The organism is Massilia yuzhufengensis (assembly GCF_900112225.1).
Taxonomy (GTDB): Bacteria; Pseudomonadota; Gammaproteobacteria; order Burkholderiales; family Burkholderiaceae_D; genus Telluria; species Telluria yuzhufengensis.
The window spans coordinates 1-18391 of record NZ_FOLD01000020.1 but is presented as its reverse complement, the minus strand read 5'-3'; the positions used below and the strand labels follow the sequence as shown (position 1 = coordinate 18391).

Below are 18391 nucleotides of genomic sequence, written 5' to 3'. Positions count from 1 at the left end.
ATACAACAGGCGCATGCGCGCCGCATGACATGACGACATCTTTACGGTATCATATTTCGTTCTATCAACAATTAGTGCGCTAAAGTAACTTTCATCTAGCAAGCGTACCGAGGCTGCTGCATGAAACAGTTCTATGACCTAGCGCACTGGCGCGCCCGGATCTTTACCAAGCTGCTCTCGACGGTCCTCGTCATCGGTACTGCCCTGGCCATCCCGAGCATCATCCTGGTGGTGGCCGACGGCATGTGGCATATCGCGGTCATGGACGTGGTCGCGCTCGGCTGGATCTTCGCGCTCTGGTGGTTCGACCGCCTGCCCTATACGCTGCGGGTACTGAACTTCCTTGCCGTGATCTTCCTGATCGGCGTCGGCCTGATGCTGAGCATCGGCGCGGTCAGCCAGATCTTCCTGATGGGGCCGCCCGTGCTGGCGGTGGTGCTGCTGGGCACCCGCCAAGGACTCGCCTCCTTGTTCCTGAGCGCGGCGACCATCCTGCTGCTGGGCCTGGGCGGCTGGGCCAAGCTGTATGTCAACGGCTTCGACGACCACGAACTGCTCTCGTCGCTGCTGGTCACCCTGAACTTCCTGTGCGTCGGCGCCATCGTCACCCTCACCTGCGGCACCCTGCTCAGCGGCCTGTCGCAGACGCTGGGCGAAGTCCAGGGCTTTGCCGAATCGCTCGAGAACAAGCAGGCCACGCTGCACGCGCTGAACGCCGAGCTGCGCCTGACCTCGGCCGCGGTGGCGCGACTGAACGACATGGTGCTGATCGCGCGCGCGGTCGACGTACCGGGCGCGGAACAGCCGATCATCTTCGCCAACGACGCGTTCGAGCGGCGCACCGGCTACAGCCGCAGCGAGATCATCGGCCGCAGCATGCGCATCCTGCACGGCCCCGATACCGACCCGGGCGAAACCCTGCGCATCCAGCAGGCCATCGCGCGCAACGAGCCGGTCACCGCCGAACTGCTCAACTACACCCGCAGCGGCGAAGCGTTCTGGGTCGAACTGGAGATCGTGCCCTTCGCCAGCGAGGGCGGGCGCAACACCCACTGGGTCGCGGTCGGGCGCGACATCACCGAGCGCCGCAACTCGGCCAAGGCGATCCACAACCTGGCCTTCTATGACGTGCTCACCGGCCTGCCCAACCGCCGCCTGCTGACCGAGCGCCTCGATGCGCTGGTGGCGGCGCGCCATGCCGACGGCGTGCTGGGCGCCGTGCTGTTCATCGACCTCGACAACTTCAAGCACATCAACGACGCGCGCGGCCACGCCACCGGCGACGCGCTGCTGCGCCACGCGGCCGAGCGCCTGGTCGCGACCGTGCGCGGGCGCGACACCGTGGCCCGGCTGGGCGGCGACGAATTCGTCATCCTCCTCAACGACCTCGGGCCGGACAGCGAAACCGCCACCGCCGCCGCACTCAAGGTGGCCAACAAGGTGCTGGCGGCGCTGGGCGAGGAAGTGCGGATCGGCGAACACAGCTACCGCTCGACCGGCAGCATCGGGGTGGCCCTTCCGCTGCGCGCCGGCGTCACCGCCCACGACCTGCTGCGCAAGGCCGACATCGCGATGTACGAAGCCAAGGGCAGCGGACGCAATGGGGTGGCGCTGTTCGAATCGAGCATGCAGGCCGACGCCGAGCGCAAGCTGACCCTGGAGCGCGACCTCGCCCTGGCGCTCGAGAACGGCGAGCTGGCGATGCACCTGCAGCTGCAGGTCGACCACGCGCAGGCGCCGGTCGGCGCCGAACTGCTGATGCGCTGGCGCCGCGCCGACGGCGTGCTGGTGCCGCCGGACGTGTTCATCCCGATCGCCGAATCGAGCGGCCTGATCGTCCCGCTGGGGAACTGGGTGCTGCGCCAGGCCTGCGCCGCCTGGCACCGGCTGGCCGGCGCCGGCCACCCGATGCCGCTGTCGATCAATGTCAGCCCGGCCCAGTTCCGCCAGCCCGACTTCGTCGACCAGGTGCGCGCGGTGCTGCAGGAAACCGCCGCCCCGGCCGGGCAGCTGATCTTCGAGGTCACCGAAGGCCTCCTGGTGACCGACCTGGACGACACCATCGCGCGCATGCACGAACTGGCCGGCCTGGGCATCCGCTTCTCGGTCGACGATTTCGGCACCGGTTATTCGAACCTGGCCTACCTCAAGAAGATGCCGCTGTACGAACTCAAGATCGACAAGAGTTTTATCCGCGACACCCCGAACGACGTCAACGGGACCGCCATCGTGCAGTCGATCCTGGCAATGGCCGACCACCTCGGCCTGCGCGTGGTGGCCGAGGGCATCGAGACCGCGCAGCAAGCCCGGTACCTGGCCGACAACGGCAGCCCGTGCATGCAAGGCTACCTGTTCTCGCGCCCGGCGCCGCTCGAGGACTTGCTGGCCGCCCTGGATAAAACAGGCGCGGCGCGCGCGGCGGCCTAGCCCCGAAAACTGCTAATCTGCCGGCGAAGCGATTCGACCCAGCGGAGCAGCCATGGCCTACCAGTCCACCCTCGAATTTTCCATGCCGGGGCGCGGCACGCGCGACATCACCGGCGCGGTGGCCGATGTGGTGCGCGAGTCCGGCGTACAGTGCGGCCTGGCCCACGTGTTCGTGCAGCACACCAGCTGCTCGCTCTTGATCACCGAGAACGCCGATCTTGAGGTGCGGCGCGACCTCGAGACCGTGCTGGCGCGCCTGGCGCCCGACGGCGACCCCGCCTACCGCCACGACGCCGAAGGGCCGGACGACATGTCCGCCCACGTGCGCAGCATGCTCACCGGCCCAAGCCTGCAGGTGCCGGTCGGCGGCGCCCGCCTGCTGCTCGGCACCTGGCAAGGCATCTACCTGTACGAACACCGCAGCGCCCCGCACCGGCGGCGCGTGGTGGTCACGGTCCTGTAGCGGCCCGCTTCGCCCAGCCGTGGGGGGAAGACCCGGGAGCCGGAGTTACCTACACTGCATGCAGGTCGTCACGCTGCACCTGCGAGGCGCAGCGAAAACGGCCCCGAATTCCCGTCACCAAGGAACCGACCTCGCCCATGGATTTCCTCAACGAGCTTCAATCCGCTCAAGGACTATGCGCTGGCCGAGCTGGAACGCTGCGCCGCCCACCCGCAGCTGCGCCACGGGATCAAGATGCACTTCGGGAATTCCGACGTGCAGCTGGAAAACCCGGCCCACATCGCGCGCCTGAAGGAAGTCTTCCGCGCCGCCAACCGGCACCGGATGGCGATTGCGATCCACATGCGCGCCTCGATTTCGCTCGAGCGCCCCTATGGCGAAGCGCAGGCGCGTGCCTTCCTCGATCACCTGATGCTTGAAGCGACCGACATCGTGGTGCAGGTGGCACACCTGGCCGGCGCCGGCCCCGGCTACGAAGACCCGCCGGCCAACGAGGTGATGCGTACTTTCGCCGACGCCGCCGCGCGCAAGGAACCGAGCACCCGCAACCTGTACTTCGACGTGGCCTCGATCGCCACGCCCGACATCACGCCTGAACACGCGCGCGAGATGGTCGAGCGCATCCGCAAGGTCGGCGTCGACAAGATCTTCTACGGCTCGCGCGCGGCAACCCCCACCAACCTGAAGCCGCGGGAAGCCTGGGCCGCCTTCCGCGCGCTGCCGCTGACCGAAGCCGAGATCAATCGCATCGCCGACAATGTGGCGCCCTACCTGCGCTGACCCGCCGCGTGCGCTGCCGGGCGCGGGTGCATGCTATCTTTGCTCGGCAATAACGCGCGCCGAACGGGAACTCCCGCATGCATCCGTCCAACATCGTCCTGCTCGAATTCCATCCCGAACGCGATGAACTCTGCTACGGCAAGGAATTGCGCGATGGCCTGTCGGTGGCACTACGCATGGGCGATTCGCTGTGGCTTGCCAACGACGAGTCGGTGAGCCTGGAACGCCTGACGGTCTGCCAGGAAGACAGCACCGGCAACAGCAGCTTCGCGCGCGAGCACCGGCAATATGCGCTGCACGACTACCTCGACCTGCCGCTGCCGCCCCACGGCGAGACCCCGGACGACATCAACGAAGCCGACATCGAGGGCCTGGCCTGCGATGGCAAGTACCTGTGGATCGCCGGTTCGCACAGCTTGCGTCGCAAGCAGCCGAAGGATGGCGACGGCGCCAAGAAGGCGCACCGGCGCCTGGCGACGGTGAGCGCCGACGGCAACCGCTACCTGCTGGCACGCATCCCGGTGCTGAAGGAAGGCGACGGCTACACACTGGCGCGCGAGGCCGCGCACAAGGGCGGCAAGCACAGCGCGGCCCTGCTGCGCGGCGACGAACACGGCAACGAACTGACGGCCCTGCTCAAGCATGACGAGCACCTCGGGCCCTTCCTCGCCATTCCCGGCAAGGACAATGGCTTCGACATCGAGGGCCTGGCCGTGGCCGGCAAGCACCTGCTGCTCGGCCTGCGCGGCCCGGTGCTGCGCGGCTGGGCGGCGGTCGTCGAAATCGCGCTGGTCGAGGACGAACTGCCCGGGCGCCTGCGCCTGGCGCCGGTGGCCGACGACGGCCGCCTCTACATCAAGCATTTCCTCGACCTCGGCGGGCTGGGCATCCGCGACCTGTGCGTGCTCGGAAAAGACATCCTGGTGCTGGCCGGGCCGACCATGGACCTCGACGGGCCGGTGTCCCTGTTCCGCTGGCGGCTTGAGCCGAAACGCGGCAAGGAAAGCGTCGTTCCGGCAAGCGATCTCGCGCGCCTGCTGCAGCTCCCTTTCGGTGAAGGGGTCGACCATCCGGAGGGCATCACACTGTTCGACGCCGGTAAGGGCGCGGGCAAATCGCTGCTGGTGGTGCACGACGCGGCATCGCCCAGCCGGCAGATCGGCGAAAGCACCGTAGTGGCCGATGTCTTTACGGTGCCAGGCTCGCTGTAATGCTGTCAGGAAATCTTCCAGGCGTTTCTTACGCCAATAAAAAGATGCACTGAATCAAGGGTTGCCTTTCCGGAACGGAAATTGCTTTTGTTGCCTCCCAAATAACTGGGGAGTCCTTCATGTACGCGCATTTCCGCAGGTCCGCCAGCCTGTTCCTCGCAGCCCTCGCCTTCGCGGCATCTGCCCACGCGGGCCCCGTCATTGCCAACGGCGGGTTCGAAACCGGCGATTTGGGTGGCTGGAGCCTCGGTGCATCGAGCGCCTTTGCCGCTGCCGAAACCGGCGTGCAGCGCAGCGGCGATTATGCGGCCGTGTTCGGCGAGGTGGGCGCCTCCGTCCTGCTGCCGCAAAGCGTGGCGACCGAAGCCGGCCGCAGCTACCGGCTCAGCTTCTGGCTCGAGAACGCCGGCGGCAGCAGCAGCGCCGATTCGGTCAACCTGTTCCAGGTGATGCTTGGCGCCAACACCCTCTACGCCTTCTCCGACAAGAGCGCGGCCGGCTACCAGCAACACGCCTTCACCTTCACCGCCGACGCCGCCCTGTCGGAACTGGTCTTCAGTTTCCAGCATGACGACACGTTCTGGCTCTTCGACGACGTATCGATCAGCGAAGTCGCCACCGGCACCCCGGTGCCGGAACCATCGTCGGTGCTGCTGTTCGGCGCGGCCCTGGCCGCCTCCGCGCTGCGCCGCCGCGCCTGACCTGGACAGGAACCGATCATGTCCATCCAAGACAGCCAGCACCTCGATCCGGAAGCGCGTATCTTGTCGCTCGGCGACACCCCGTCGGTCCAGGCCGGCAGCAACGACTGGCTCAACGCCTGGTCCAAGCGCGGCGTGACGGCGACCCACAAGGCCAACCTCACCAATGCGCTCGAAGCCTGGAGCGCCGTCAAGTACACCAACCTGCTGGCCACGACCCTGCTCGGCGGCGACATCGCCGCCGGCGCCCTGGGCGTGGGCGGCCAGTCGGCCGCCACCAGCGCGGTGCGCCAGGAAATCGACGGCAAGGAAGCGCTGCGCTTCACGCTGGGCGAACCGGCGTCCGCCGTATCGATCAGCCTGGCGTCGTTCTTCGCCAACGACGACGGCACTGCCTACGCCGAAGGCGCGCGCGTGCGCCTGTTCGACGGCGCCGGCGCCATGGTCGGCCAGGGCTTCGTGTTTGCGACCCAGGCCAGCGGCAAGCAACTGGTGCAGCTCGCATCGAACCAGCCGTTCGTGACGGTCGAGCTCAGCGCCGGCGCCCAGGGCGCCAGCGGCGCGTTCGTCCATGGCGCCTATACCGACGCCCAGGGCGCCTTCGCCACCGCGATCTTCAGCAACGCCAGCGGCGCCCACGGCAGCGATTTCCTGGTCGAGCAGGTCGTCTTCGAATTCGCCCGCCCCAAGGCCGCAGGCGACGCCTACCAAGCCACCGAGGATGGCGGCGTGCAGGCTTTTTCCAGCGTGCTGGCGAACGACCGCGACGCCGCCGGCGCCGCCCTGAGCGCCGAGTTGCAGTTCTCGCCCGAACACGGCACGCTCAGCCTCAACGCCGACGGCAGCTTCACCTACGTCGCCGACCCCGACTACTTTGGCGAAGACAGCTTCAGCTACCGCGCCTTCAATGGCAAGGACTATTCCGACCCGACGATCGTTGAGCTGCAGGTGCGCAGCGTCAATGACGGGCCCACGGCAGCCGACGACAGCGCTACCGTCTACCAGGGCGGCCATGCCAGCCTGATCGACGTGTTGGCCAACGACAAGGCCGGCCCGGCCAACGAAGCCGGCCAGGTGCTGGCAATCACCGCGGCCTCGGCCGCGAACGGCACGGCATGGGTGCGCGAAGACGGCCAGCTTCTGTACGTCCCCAACGCCGGCTTCACCGGCACCGACACCATCCGTTATACCGTCACCGACAATGGCCTGAGCAATGGCGTGGCCGACCCGCGCAGCGCCAGTGCCCAGGCCAGCGTGACCGTCGTCGGCGTGAACGGCGCGCCGGTCGCGCGCGGCGACAGCGCCGCGACCGACGAAGACAGCGCCGTCTCCGGCAACGTCCTCGACGGCAGCAACGGCGGCCTCGATACCGACCCCGACGACGACCCGCTGGTCGTCACCAGCACCGGCAGCTTCACTACCGCGCTGGGCGGCAGCAGCACCGCCCAGGTCGCCATCACCGTGCATGGACGCAACGAGGCGCCGTCGCCAGTGGCAGGCCAGGGCGTCATCAATCGGAGTGTCGAGCCGGGCACCGACATCAGCTACTACCTGCGCTACACCAACGCTGCCGGCGCCGTGCAGTGGCTGGCGGTCGACTCCTTCGCCTGGGACGCGTCCGCGGAAAACTCCTTCACCAAGGGCGGCGGCGCGGCCGTCGGCAAGCCCAACCCCGGCCAGTTCGACCTCGTGCTCGGTTCAAGCCGGGCCACGACCGAATTCCTGGCCAAGATCATGGAAGGCAAGCACTTCGCCGACCTGGTGCTCGAAGGCATCGTCATGGACCGCTCCGGCCGCCCGGCCTCGGTCCAGGAATACCTGCTCAAGGATGCGTTCGTGACCTCGGTGCGCATCAGTGGCAGCGCCGATTCCACGTCCATCGGCCTGAGCCTCGTGGCCAAGGAAATCAGCCTGGGCATTGCGCCGCTCGATGCCCAGGGGCGCGCGCCGGCAAGCGCATTCGACTTCGCCTGGAACATTCCCGCGGGGAACCTCACCGCCCTGCCCGTCAACCCGCGCGTCAACGCCGACCTGGACCACCTGGGCCAGTCGCTGCCGGTGGACGCGCCGCTCGACTACTACGTGCGCATCGACGGCATCGACGGCTGGTTCAGGCTGTCCGGGTTCAGCATGGGCTTCACGGCGGAATCCAGCTATCTCAAGGGCGCCGGCGCCGCCGTCGGCAAGCCGGTCCCGGACACCGTGACCATGGCACTGGGCTCCAGCCAGGCCATCACGGACCTGCTGGCCAAGCTGGTGAAGGGCGCCCATGGGCCGGTCGTCGAAATCGAGACCTACGCGAGATTGCCAGGCGCCGAAGGCAAGCAAGTGCTGGTGGAGGAATTCTTTTTCAGGACTGTCTTCACCACCAGCGTCGCGCAATCGGATGACGGGCATAACGACATCAGCTTCGTCTACAAGTCGTTCTCCGAAAGCCATATTGCCTACAAGGCCGATGGTCAGGTGGACGCTGCCAACTCGGGCAGGTTCGGCTACGACGTCGGAAGCGCGCAAGTGATTGGCGTGCCGGATCCCGTTGCCGACCTGTTCTAGGGCACTGCCCGCCACGCATAGGAAAAGGTAAAACGGTATAAATAGGGGCAATAAACCTCCAGATATGCATCGGTTGGTGAGTTTTGTTGAAGTTTGCGCACGGAGGCGGATGGTATCCTCGCTGCCTTCGTAGCCGATTCGATGCAATGACACCCAAGAACACCCTGCTGGCGCTGCTGGCGCTCATGTTTGCCTGCGGTATGGCCGACGCCCTGTATGCCGCCACCCATATGCAGATGCCCGCATGGTGGACGGTGCTGTCGGCCCTCCTGCTCAATTTCCTCCCCTTCTACTGGTACCGCCTGGACAGCGAAGCGCGCCAGTTCCGGCGCTCGCGCTGGATGAGCTCGGCCGTCGTGGCGATCTCTCCGCTTGCCATCCCGCTCTACCTGCTGCGCAGCCGCCCACAGGGCGCCCGCCTGCATTCGCTGGCGCGCATGTCCGGTTTCGTGCTGATGATGCTGGCCGCCGGGGTGGTCGGCGTGTTCGCCTTCTTCGTGATGCCCGGGTGACATAGCCTGCGCCCCAACTGCGCCGATCCTGCTAAGCTCATTTCCGTGCCGCGCGCCGCGCGGCCTACCGACCCACGAATGGAGCTTACGATGCGCAAAATCATCATGATGGCAATTGCTGGTTTCCTCTGGAAGAAGTTTGGCGGCAAAACCGCCCAGCGTTTCCCGCTCGGCCGCGGCTATCGCCGCTACTGATCCGCAACACGGGACGGCCGCCGGCAAAAATCGCCCGGCGCGCCGTCCGCTGCGCGCGTCCTTGCAGTAGAATCGCTGGCTTTAAGGCAATACTTTCTTAAGGCCGAAGATGGAACACGCGACGCACGAACTCAAGCGGGGACTGAAAAACCGCCACATCCAGCTGATCGCCCTCGGCGGCGCCATCGGCACCGGACTGTTCCTGGGCGTGGCCCAGACCATCCAGCAGGCCGGTCCCTCCGCCCTGCTCGGCTATGCGTTCGCCGGCCTGATCGCCTTCCTTATCATGCGCCAGCTCGGCGAGATGATCGTCGACGAGCCTGTCGCCGGCTCCTTCGGCTATTTCGCCAGCAAGTACGGCAGCCCGATGGCCGGTTTCGTCTCCGGCTGGAACTACTGGGTGATGTATATCCTCGTCAGCATGGCCGAACTGTCCGCGCTCGGCATCTACGTCCAGTACTGGTTCCCTGACATTCCGACCTGGGTCTCGGCGCTGGGCTTCTTCGTCCTCGTCAACCTGCTCAGCCTGCTCAACGTGCGCGCCTTCGGCGAGCTCGAATTCTGGTTCTCCATCATCAAGGTCGCGGCCGTGGTCGGCATGATCCTGTTCGGCTCCTACCTGTTGATCAGCGATACCGCCGGCCCGCAGGCGGGCGTGGCCAACCTGTGGCAGCACGGCGGCTTCTTCCCGAATGGCTTTGCCGGCCTGGCGCTGTCGATGGCCGTCATCATGTTCTCCTTCGGCGGCCTGGAAATGATCGGCATCACCGCCGCCGAAGCCGACAACCCGGGCCACACCATCCCGCGCGCCATCAACCAGGCCATCTGGCGCATCGCCATTTTCTATGTGGGCGCGCTGGCCGTGCTGCTGATGCTGTACCCGTGGCAGAAGGTCGTGCTGGGCGGAAGCCCCTTCGTGCTGATCTTCGCGGCGCTCGACAGCAATGCGGTGGCCAATATCCTGAACCTGGTGGTGCTGACGGCGGCGCTGTCGGTCTACAACGGCTGCGTGTATGCCAACAGCCGCATGCTGTTCGGCCTGGCCGAACAGGGCAATGCGCCGCGCGCGCTGCTGAAAGTGTCGAAACGCGGCGTGCCGCTGGCGGCGCTGGGCGTCTCGGCGCTGGCCACCGGCATCTGCATTACCATTAATTACTTCTTGCCGCGCGACGCCTTCGGCATGCTGATGGGGCTGGCGGTGGCCGCCCTCGTCATCAACTGGGGCATGGTGTGCTGGAGCCACCTGCGCTTCCGCCGCGCCAAGCAGGCGGGCGGCCAGGCCACCGCCTTCCGCAGCCCGCTGTTCCCGCTGACCAATTACTTGTGCCTGGCCTTCCTGGCCGGCATCGTGGTGGTGATGTACCTGACGCCGGGGCTGCAGCTGTCGGTGTGGATGATCCCGGCCTGGCTGGCATTGCTGGCATTTGGCTACTGGCTCAAGCAGCGCCGCGCGGCGGCCGCAGGGGCGGTATCGGCCTGAACTCCCGACAGTTCGTAGGGTGTGCGGCTCTGCCGCACGCGCGTCCAGCCAAGGCACGCCCAGCCACGATGCCAGTAGCAGTCGAACGCGCGGTCGGCACAGCCGACCACCCTACGATTCATCCAGCCGCGCGCACCAGCGCCGCCTCCGCCAGTTCCGCCGCCTCCATCTGGCGCACCACCTCGCCGAACGACACCGGCCGCCCGAACAGCCAGCCCTGGCCGAACTGCACGCCGTGCTTGCGCAGGAAGTCGGCCTGGGCCTGGCTCTCGACCCCTTCGGCAATCATGCGCAGCCCCAGGTCCTTGGCGATGCGGATGATGTGCTGCACCACCTGGCTGGTAGGCGCCCCGGTGCCGATCGCCTCGATGAAGCTGCGGTCGATCTTGAGGTAGTCCAGTTCCAGCGTCTCCAGGTAGGACAGGCTCGAATAGCCGGTTCCGAAATCGTCGATGGCCAGGGCAAAGCCGTGGCGGCGCAGGTTGGCCGTATTCTCGCGCGCCACGACCGGATCCATCAGGCCGCGCTCCGTCACTTCGAGGATCAGGTTGCCGGGGGCGGCGCCCATCGCCTCCAGCGTTTCCTGCAGGCGCAGCAGCAGGTTGCCCGCGTAGAAATCGGCAGGTGCGACATTGATGCCAACATGGAAATCCGGGTGGGCGGCGAGCCAGTGGCGGGTGTCGTGCGCCACCATCTCGAGCACCTGGCCGGTGAGGCGCACGATCATGCCATTGTCTTCCGCGATGGCGACGAACAGGTCGGGCATGACCACTTCGCCGGTCGGGCGGCGCCAGCGCACCAGCGCCTCGACCCCGACGCAGCGTCCCGTCGCCAGTTCGACCACCGGCTGGTATTCCAGGAAGAACTCCTTGCGTCGCAAGCCCATCTTGACCGCGTTGGGCAAGGACATCTGCTGGCGGCCGAGGAGCATGATGGCCGCCACCAGCATGACGCCCGCCACCAGGCCGGCCGGCACCAGGCGCCGCGCCACCGCTTCCGAACGGCTTTCCAGGTAGCTGATGGGCACGGCTGCGACGCCGGCCGTGAGGAAACGCTGCGACCGGACGACGGCCACCACGCTGCCGTTGTCGACGAACACCACTTGCCGCTCCCGTCCCAGCCGGCGCAGCCATTCCGGCTTCACCTTGCCGCGCACGATGATCGGCGCCGGGTCCTCCAGCGACAGCACGGCCAGGGCGATATCGGGCTCGCTGTTGGCCATATCGACGATGAGCCGCTGATGGATGATCGCCGCGAAGCTGTCGAACTCGAGCACGATGAAGGAGTTCTGCGCCGCGAACGGAAAACGCACCTGGCGCCGCACGGCCGCGCCGGCCGAGGTGGTGTAGTCGGGCGGGCCCAGGTCGAGCACGCGCGACTGGCCGGCGATGGACGAACACAGCATCTGGTTGCGTTCGATGTAGCCGATCGCCTGCAGGTAGCTCGAGCCGAGGTCGATCTCGCGCATCAGGTCGATGGCCGCGGGGGAACAGGGATTGTCTGCGTGCAGGGCCTTCAGGCGGTCGACGCCGCCACGCGCCTGCCTGCCGGTTTCGTCGGCCCGCACCAGGATGTCGCTGGCGAAGCCGAGTGCGCGCACGCTCTCGGCCTTGTAGGCCTGGCGCTCCGATTCCTCGATCGCCAGCCAGATCGGCAGGCCGATCCCGGCAATGGCAAGGAGCAGCGTCAGGAAAACGGCGGCAGTTTTTTTCATGTTTCCCTGCGCTCGGCATGTGGGGAAAAGCACGGGTTGATCCATACTACCGCCACCGCGCGGGGGCCGCAATAAGCAAAGCAGGCTGGTCTATCCAGCCTGGTGATGCTGCGGTTTATGCTGCAAAGCAGTATGAAAATAATTGGCCCACACGCCCGTGCGGGACGCTGTTGGCCGTATCATGCTTGCCGCAAGTCACCTTACAAAGGGGTAGCGTTTATGAGTCAGAGTAAGCCTCTGTCGCTGCATGTACCGGAGCCTACCGGCCGCCCGGGCTGCAAGACCGATTTTTCGTACCTAGCTGTCAGTCCCGCCGGTTCCGTCCGGCGTCCGCCCGTCGATGTCGCGCCGCTCGACACCAGCGACATCGCGACCACGCTGATCCGCGTGCTCGACGAGCATGGCAATGCCGTCGGCCCCTGGGCCCCCGAGCCCGACCGCGAACTGCTGCGCTTCGGGCTGCGCACCATGATGAAGACCCGCATCTTCGACGCGCGCATGGTCATTGCCCAGCGCCAGAAGAAAATGTCCTTCTATATGACCTCGCTCGGCGAGGAAGCCATCGGCACCGCGCAAGCGCTCGCCCTCGAAGACGGCGACATGCATTTCCCGACCTATCGCCAGCAAAGCCTGCTGTTCGCCAAGCAGGTGCCGCTGGTGGAAATGATCTGCCAGCTGCTGTCCAACGAGCGCGATCCGCTCAAGGGCCGCCAGCTGCCGGTCATGTACTCGGTGCGCCGCGCCGGCTTCTTCACCATTTCCGGCAACCTGGCCACCCAATACCCGCAAGCGGTCGGCTGGGCCATGGCGTCGGCCATCAAGGGCGACACCAAGATTGCCTCGGCCTGGATCGGCGACGGCGCCACCGCCGAATCCGACTTCTCCACCGCCCTCACCTTTGCCCATGTGTACCGGGCGCCGGTGATCCTCAACGTGGTCAACAACCAGTGGGCGATCTCGACCTTCCAGGCCATTGCCGGCGGCGAGAGCGTCACCTTCGCCACCCGCGGCATCGGCAGCGGCATCGCCTCGCTGCGCGTGGACGGCAACGATTTCCTGGCCGTGCTCAGCGCCTCGCGCTGGGCCGCCGAACGCGCGCGCAGCAACCTCGGGCCGACCCTCATCGAATGGGTTACCTACCGCGCCGGCCCCCACTCCACCTCGGACGACCCGGGCCGCTACCGCCCGGCCGACGACGTGGCGCGCTTCCCGCTGGGCGACCCGATTGCCCGCCTGCGCCAGCACCTGACTTTGCAAGGGTGGTGGTCGGACGAAGAGAACGACGCCGTGCAGGCTGAGTTGGAAGCGGAAATCCTCGCGGCCCAGAAAGAGGCCGAAAGCTACGGCATCCTGGGCGACGAACGCGCGCCGAGCGCCGCCACGATGTTCGAGGACGTGTACAAGGACATGCCGGAGCACTTGCGCCGGCAGCGCCAGGAATTGGGAGTATGAGCATGGCGAGAGACGATCAAGAAAAAGACACGGCCACCATGCCGATGACCATGATCCAGGCCCTGCGCTCGGCGATGGATGTCGTGATGGAGCGCGACGACGATGTGGTGGTATACGGCCAGGACGTGGGTTACTTCGGCGGCGTGTTCCGCGTCACCGACGGCCTGCAGGCCAAGTACGGCAAGTCGCGCGTGTTCGACGCGCCCATTTCGGAAGGCGGCATCGTCGGCACCGCCGTGGGCATGGCGGCCTATGGCCTGCGGCCGGTGGTGGAAATCCAGTTTGCCGATTATTTCTACCCGGCGACCGACCAGATCGTGTCGGAAGCGGCGCGCCTGCGCTACCGCTCGGCCGGCGAATTCACCGCTTCGATGGTGATCCGCATGCCTTGCGGCGGCGGCATCTGGGGCGGCCAGACCCACAGCCAGAGCCCGGAAGCCTTCTTTACCCATGTGTGCGGGCTGCGCACGGTCATGCCGTCCAATCCCTACGACGCCAAGGGCTTGCTGATCGCGTCGATCGAGAACGACGACCCGGTGATCTTCCTGGAACCCAAGCGCCTGTACAACGGCCCCTTCGACGGCCACCACGACCGTCCGGTGGTGCCCTGGTCCGGCCACGCGATGGGCAATGTCCCTACCGGCCACTATACGGTCGACCTGGATAAAGCCTCGATCGTCCGCCCCGGCAGCGACGTCACCGTGCTCGCCTACGGCACCATGGTGTGGGTGTCGGAAGCGGCGGCGCGCGAATCGGGCATCGATGCCGAGGTCATCGACCTGCGCAGCATCTGGCCGCTCGACCTCGACACCATCGTCAAGTCGGTGCAAAAGACCGGCCGCTGCGTCATCGTCCATGAAGCGACCAGGACCAGCGGCTTTGGCGCCGAACTGGCCGCGCTGGTGCAGGAACACTGCTTCTACCAGCTGGAGGCGCCGATCGAGCGCGTCGCCGGCTGGGATACCCCTTACCCGCATGCGCAGGAATGGGCTTACTTCCCGGGGCCCGACCGCGTTGCGGCGGCCTTGACACGTGCGATGGAGGGTCGTTAAACATGGGCATTCACGTCATTAAAATGCCGGACCTGGGCGAAGGCATCGCCGAAGTCGAAGTGGTTGCATGGCACGTGCAGCCGGGCGACACCGTCAAGGAAGACCAGGTGCTGGCCGATGTCATGACCGACAAGGCGACCGTGGAAATCCCGTCGCCGGTGGCCGGCACCATCACCAGCCTGGGCGGCGCGATCGGCCAGTCGATGGCGGTCGGTGCGGAACTGATCCGCCTGGAAGTCGAAGGCGCCGGCAACTATTCCGGCGACAAGGCCAAGCAGGAACCCGTGAAGTCGGCGGCCGCCACGGCGCCGGCCGAAGAAGTGGGCGAGCCGCAGCTGGAAGCGGTAGCGGCGGCAGAAGCGTCCTCGCACGCCACGGCCCGCGCCCCGGCGCCGGCCGCGCCTCGACCTGCGCAGCAGCCGCCGCAGCGCGGCCAGCAGGCCCCGGCCCCGATGCGCGCCGACGGCGACAAGCCGCACGCCGCACCGGCCGTGCGCCAGCGCGCCTGGGACCTCGGCATCGAGCTGCAGTTCGTGCATGGCAGCGGCCCCGCCGGGCGCATCACCCACGCCGACCTCGACGAGCACGTGTCGGGCCGGCGCCAGGGCGGTGCGCGCGCGGGCAGCGACAACCGCTATGCCCAGCTGCACGGCGAGCACGCCACGCCGATCATCGGCCTGCGCCGCAAGATCGCCGAGAAGATGCAGGAGGCCAAGCGCCAGATCCCGCACTTCACCTACGTCGAAGAGATCGATGTCACCGAGCTGGAACTGCTGCGCGCCCAGCTCAATGCGCGCTATGGCGCCGAGCGCGGCAAGCTGACACTGCTGCCGCTGCTGATGCGCGCCGTGGTGCTGGCCATCCGCGCCTACCCCATGATGAACGCGCGCTACGACGACCAGAACAACCTGCTCACCCAGTACGAGCCGGTCCACCTGGGCATCGCCGCGCAAACCGAGGCCGGGCTGATGGTGCCGGTGGTGCGCCACGCCGAGGCGCGCGACCCGTGGGACAGCGCGCTGGAAGTGGCGCGCCTGGCCGACGCCGCCCGCAGCGGAAAGGCCACGCGCGACGAACTGACCGGGTCGACCATCACCATCACCAGCCTGGGCCCGCTGGGCGGCATCGTCACCACCCCGGTGATCAACCGTCCGGAAGTGGCGATCATCGGCACCAACCGCATCGTCGACCGTCCGGTGATCAAGGACGGCGCCATGGTGGCGCGCAAGATGATGAACCTGTCGTCCTCGTTCGATCACCGCGTGATCGACGGCCAGGTGGCGGCCAAGTTCATCCAGGCCATCCGCGGCTACCTTGAAACCCCGGCCACCATTTTCGTGGAGTGACGATGGAGACCCTGAATACTACTTTGCTGATCATCGGCGGCGGTCCCGGCGGCTACGTGGCCGGGATCAAGGCCGGCCAGCTCGGCGTGGCCACCATCCTGGTGGAAGGCGCGCAGCCGGGCGGCACCTGCCTGAACATCGGCTGCATCCCGTCCAAGGCGCTGATCCACGCAGCCGACGAATTCTGCAAGGCGCGCAGCTATGCGGCCGAGACTTCGCCGCTCGGCATCACCTCCAGCGACCCGCGCATCGACCTCGATCGCACGGTGGCCTGGAAGGACGGCATCGTCAAGAAGCTCACCGGCGGCGTCGGCGCCCTGCTCAAGAAGAACGGCGTCAAGCTGGTGGACGGCTGGGCCACCATCCTCGATGGGAAAACGGTCGAAGTCACGCCGCAAGGCGCAAGCGAACCCACGGTGCGGATCCGCTGCGAGCACATGCTGCTGGCCAGCGGCTCGGTGCCGGTCGAACTGCCCTTCATGCCGTTTGGCGGGCCGGTCATCTCGTCCACCGAAGCCTTGTCGCCGGACGGGATTCCGGAGCGGCTGGTGGTGGTGGGCGCCGGCTACATCGGCCTGGAACTCGGTACCGCCTACCGCAAGCTGGGCGCGCAGGTCACGGTGGTGGAAGCGGCCGACCGCATCCTGCCCGCCTACGACGCCGACCTGGTCAAGCCGGTGGCGGCAAGCCTGGCCCGCCTGGGCGTGGAGCTGCGCCTGGCCACCTCGGTGCTGGGCATGGACGATGAGGACGGGCTGAAGCGGGTGCGCGTGCGCGATGCTTCCGGCGTCGAGTCCCTGCTGGAAGCGGACCGGGTGCTGGTGGCGGTCGGACGCAAGCCGCGGACCACCGGCTGGGGCCTGGAGAACCTCATGCTCGACATGGATGGCCGCGCGCTCAAGATCGACAACCAGTGCCGCACCTCGATGCGCAATGTGTGGGCCATCGGCGACCTGGCCGGCGAGCCGATGCTGGCGCACCGGGCGATGGCGCAGGGCGAGATGGTGGCCGAGATCGTGTCCGGCAAGCGCCGCCACTTCGCCCCGGGTGCGATTCCGGCGGTGTGCTTCACCGACCCGGAAATCGTGGTGGTGGGGATGTCGCCGCTTGAGGCAGACAAGGCGGGCATCGAAATCATTACCGCCAACTTCCCGTTCAGCGCCAATGGCCGGGCCATGACCATCGAGAGCACGGACGGATTCGTGCGCGTGGTGGCGCGCAAGAGCGACCACCGCATCGTCGGCTGGCAGGCCGTCGGCGGCGCCGTCTCGGAACTGGCGGCCGGCTTCACGCAGTCGATCGAACTGGGCGCCCAGCTGGAAGACATCGCCGGCACCATCCACGCCCACCCCACCCTGGGCGAAGCCGTGCAGGAAGCCGCCATGCGCGCGCTCGGCCACGCGCTGCACATCTAAGCCTTACCCGCTGCCGTCCGCCCGGGCGGCAGCTTTTCCTATGCAAGCGCCATATATTTGCCTGTTTTGGCTCACAGGCAAAGCAATCATGCATACAACGTTACATTTGCAAACAATATTTGCATATTTGTGCCTAGTGCAAAATTACGATAAGCGTAATAATCGCACCGCGCTCGGGACTGTCCCCAGCGCACCACCAGATAAAAGGCACATAATATGTTCAAGAAAATCGCAGCCGTCACCACCCTGATCCTCGCTTCGTCGGCCGCTGTCGCGGCCCAGCCAGGCACCGTGTACGCCGGCGCCGACGTCGGCAAGACCAAGATCGACGGGTTCAATCGCGACACCAGCGTCGGCGCCTTCGTCGGCTACAACTTCCACCAGAACTTCGCAATCGAAGCCGGCTATCGCCGCCTGGCCGACTACGAGTTCCGCATGGGCGGTTCGTCGGTCGACGTGAGCGCCGACCAGCTCGCGCTGTCGGTCATCGGCAGCATGCCGGTGGGCGAAAGCTTCAGCGTGTATGGCCGCCTGGGCGCGAACCGCCTCGAAGCCAAGTCGCGCTTCATGGGCGCGAGCATCAAGGACTCGACCACCAAGGCCCTGTACGGCGTCGGCGTGAGCTACGCCTTCACCCCGGCCGTGTCGGCGCGCCTCGAGGTGCAGAAGCCATCGAGCGACAGCACCAACCTGAGCGCAGGCGTGGCCTTCCAGTTCTAAGCGGCTTCCGGCACGCTTCGAAGCCCGGCCTGGCCGGTAATGCCGTTCAGTTAAGGTAGTTTCTTGACCTTCCTGACGGCATAGCGCTTCGGCGTTGCCTTGACGGCCCGGTCGCATTTGCGGCCGGGCCGTTCGTCTTTCAGAAGGCTAACCAGCCTTTCTCGCAAGTGTTTCATCGAGGCTGGCAATTTTCCGTACGACCTAGTGACGCCCGCCCAATGCAGTTCGAACTGGATCAGGTGGAAAGCACGAATGAAGCTCACCTCGGTCGGCTCGCACTTGACCGCCAGCGCGGCCTTGGCGATTTCAAGGCGGATTAGGTTGTAGGCAATGAGCGTACCCCAGATTTCCTGATATACCCCATCCATTG

The 18391-nt window shown here is 66.6% G+C and carries 14 protein-coding genes and 1 pseudogene; 13 read left to right on the top strand and 2 right to left on the bottom strand.

From position 1 onward, the window contains the following. Positions 1-120 precede the first annotated feature (120 nt). The 8 genes from BM031_RS16135 to BM031_RS16100 all read left to right on the top strand — a co-directional run bounded on the left by BM031_RS16135 (position 121) and on the right by BM031_RS16100 (position 10322). A complete protein-coding gene (locus BM031_RS16135; RefSeq protein WP_091875593.1) occupies positions 121-2427 on the top strand; it encodes a putative bifunctional diguanylate cyclase/phosphodiesterase in 2307 nt (768 codons plus the stop codon). A gap of 52 nt (positions 2428-2479) precedes the next feature. Next, positions 2480-2890: a secondary thiamine-phosphate synthase enzyme YjbQ gene (locus tag BM031_RS16130; RefSeq protein WP_091875592.1), complete on the top strand. Its 411-nt coding sequence runs from the start codon at positions 2480-2482 to the stop codon at positions 2888-2890. Between the two features lie 234 nt (positions 2891-3124). Further along, on the top strand, positions 3125-3670 hold the full coding sequence (locus BM031_RS16125; protein WP_370660058.1) for an amidohydrolase family protein: 546 nt from the start codon (positions 3125-3127) through the stop codon (positions 3668-3670). Positions 3671-3747: 77 nt separating this feature from the next. Beyond that, positions 3748-4881 carry a DUF3616 domain-containing protein gene (locus tag BM031_RS16120; protein WP_091875591.1) on the top strand — a complete coding sequence of 378 codons (1134 nt, stop codon included), beginning with the start codon at positions 3748-3750 and terminating at the stop codon, positions 4879-4881. 119 nt (positions 4882-5000) lie between these two features. Continuing rightward, positions 5001-5582, top strand: a complete 582-nt coding sequence (locus BM031_RS16115) for a carbohydrate binding domain-containing protein (RefSeq protein WP_091875590.1) — start codon at positions 5001-5003, stop codon at positions 5580-5582. Positions 5583-5600: 18 nt separating this feature from the next. Next, on the top strand, positions 5601-8135 hold the full coding sequence (locus tag BM031_RS16110; RefSeq protein ID WP_091875589.1) for an Ig-like domain-containing protein: 2535 nt from the start codon (positions 5601-5603) through the stop codon (positions 8133-8135). 146 nt (positions 8136-8281) lie between these two features. Then, on the top strand, positions 8282-8647 hold the full coding sequence (locus BM031_RS16105) for a hypothetical protein (protein WP_091875588.1): 366 nt from the start codon (positions 8282-8284) through the stop codon (positions 8645-8647). 304 nt (positions 8648-8951) lie between these two features. Continuing rightward, positions 8952-10322: an amino acid permease gene (locus tag BM031_RS16100; RefSeq protein ID WP_091875587.1), complete on the top strand. Its 1371-nt coding sequence runs from the start codon at positions 8952-8954 to the stop codon at positions 10320-10322. Between the two features lie 118 nt (positions 10323-10440). Here BM031_RS16100 and BM031_RS16095 read toward each other — a convergent pair whose 3' ends face one another. Continuing rightward, positions 10441-12036 (bottom strand): EAL domain-containing protein, encoded by a 1596-nt coding sequence (locus BM031_RS16095; protein WP_177207785.1) that lies wholly within the window; start codon positions 12034-12036, stop codon positions 10441-10443. Between the two features lie 219 nt (positions 12037-12255). On the opposite strand from BM031_RS16095, the gene BM031_RS16090 reads away from it, so the two are divergent. The 5 genes from BM031_RS16090 to BM031_RS16070 all read left to right on the top strand — a co-directional run bounded on the left by BM031_RS16090 (position 12256) and on the right by BM031_RS16070 (position 18021). After that, the gene (locus BM031_RS16090) at positions 12256-13488 is read left to right on the top strand and encodes a 3-methyl-2-oxobutanoate dehydrogenase (2-methylpropanoyl-transferring) subunit alpha (protein WP_091875585.1); all 1233 of its coding nucleotides are present in this window, start codon (positions 12256-12258) and stop codon (positions 13486-13488) included. Between the two features lie 38 nt (positions 13489-13526). Beyond that, positions 13527-14540 (top strand): alpha-ketoacid dehydrogenase subunit beta, encoded by a 1014-nt coding sequence (locus BM031_RS16085; RefSeq protein WP_218147612.1) that lies wholly within the window; start codon positions 13527-13529, stop codon positions 14538-14540. 2 nt (positions 14541-14542) lie between these two features. Further along, positions 14543-15886 carry a dihydrolipoamide acetyltransferase family protein gene (locus tag BM031_RS16080; protein ID WP_091875583.1) on the top strand — a complete coding sequence of 448 codons (1344 nt, stop codon included), beginning with the start codon at positions 14543-14545 and terminating at the stop codon, positions 15884-15886. Between the two features lie 2 nt (positions 15887-15888). Further along, on the top strand, positions 15889-17301 hold the full coding sequence (gene lpdA, locus BM031_RS16075) for a dihydrolipoyl dehydrogenase (RefSeq protein WP_091875582.1): 1413 nt from the start codon (positions 15889-15891) through the stop codon (positions 17299-17301). A 216-nt stretch (positions 17302-17517) separates the two neighbouring features. Then, entirely contained in the window at positions 17518-18021 is a 504-nt protein-coding gene (locus tag BM031_RS16070) for an outer membrane beta-barrel protein (protein WP_091875581.1), read from the top strand. A 50-nt stretch (positions 18022-18071) separates the two neighbouring features. On the opposite strand, the pseudogene BM031_RS16065 reads toward BM031_RS16070, so the two are convergent. Beyond that, positions 18072-18391, bottom strand: a pseudogene (locus tag BM031_RS16065) (IS4 family transposase); the annotation flags it as partial.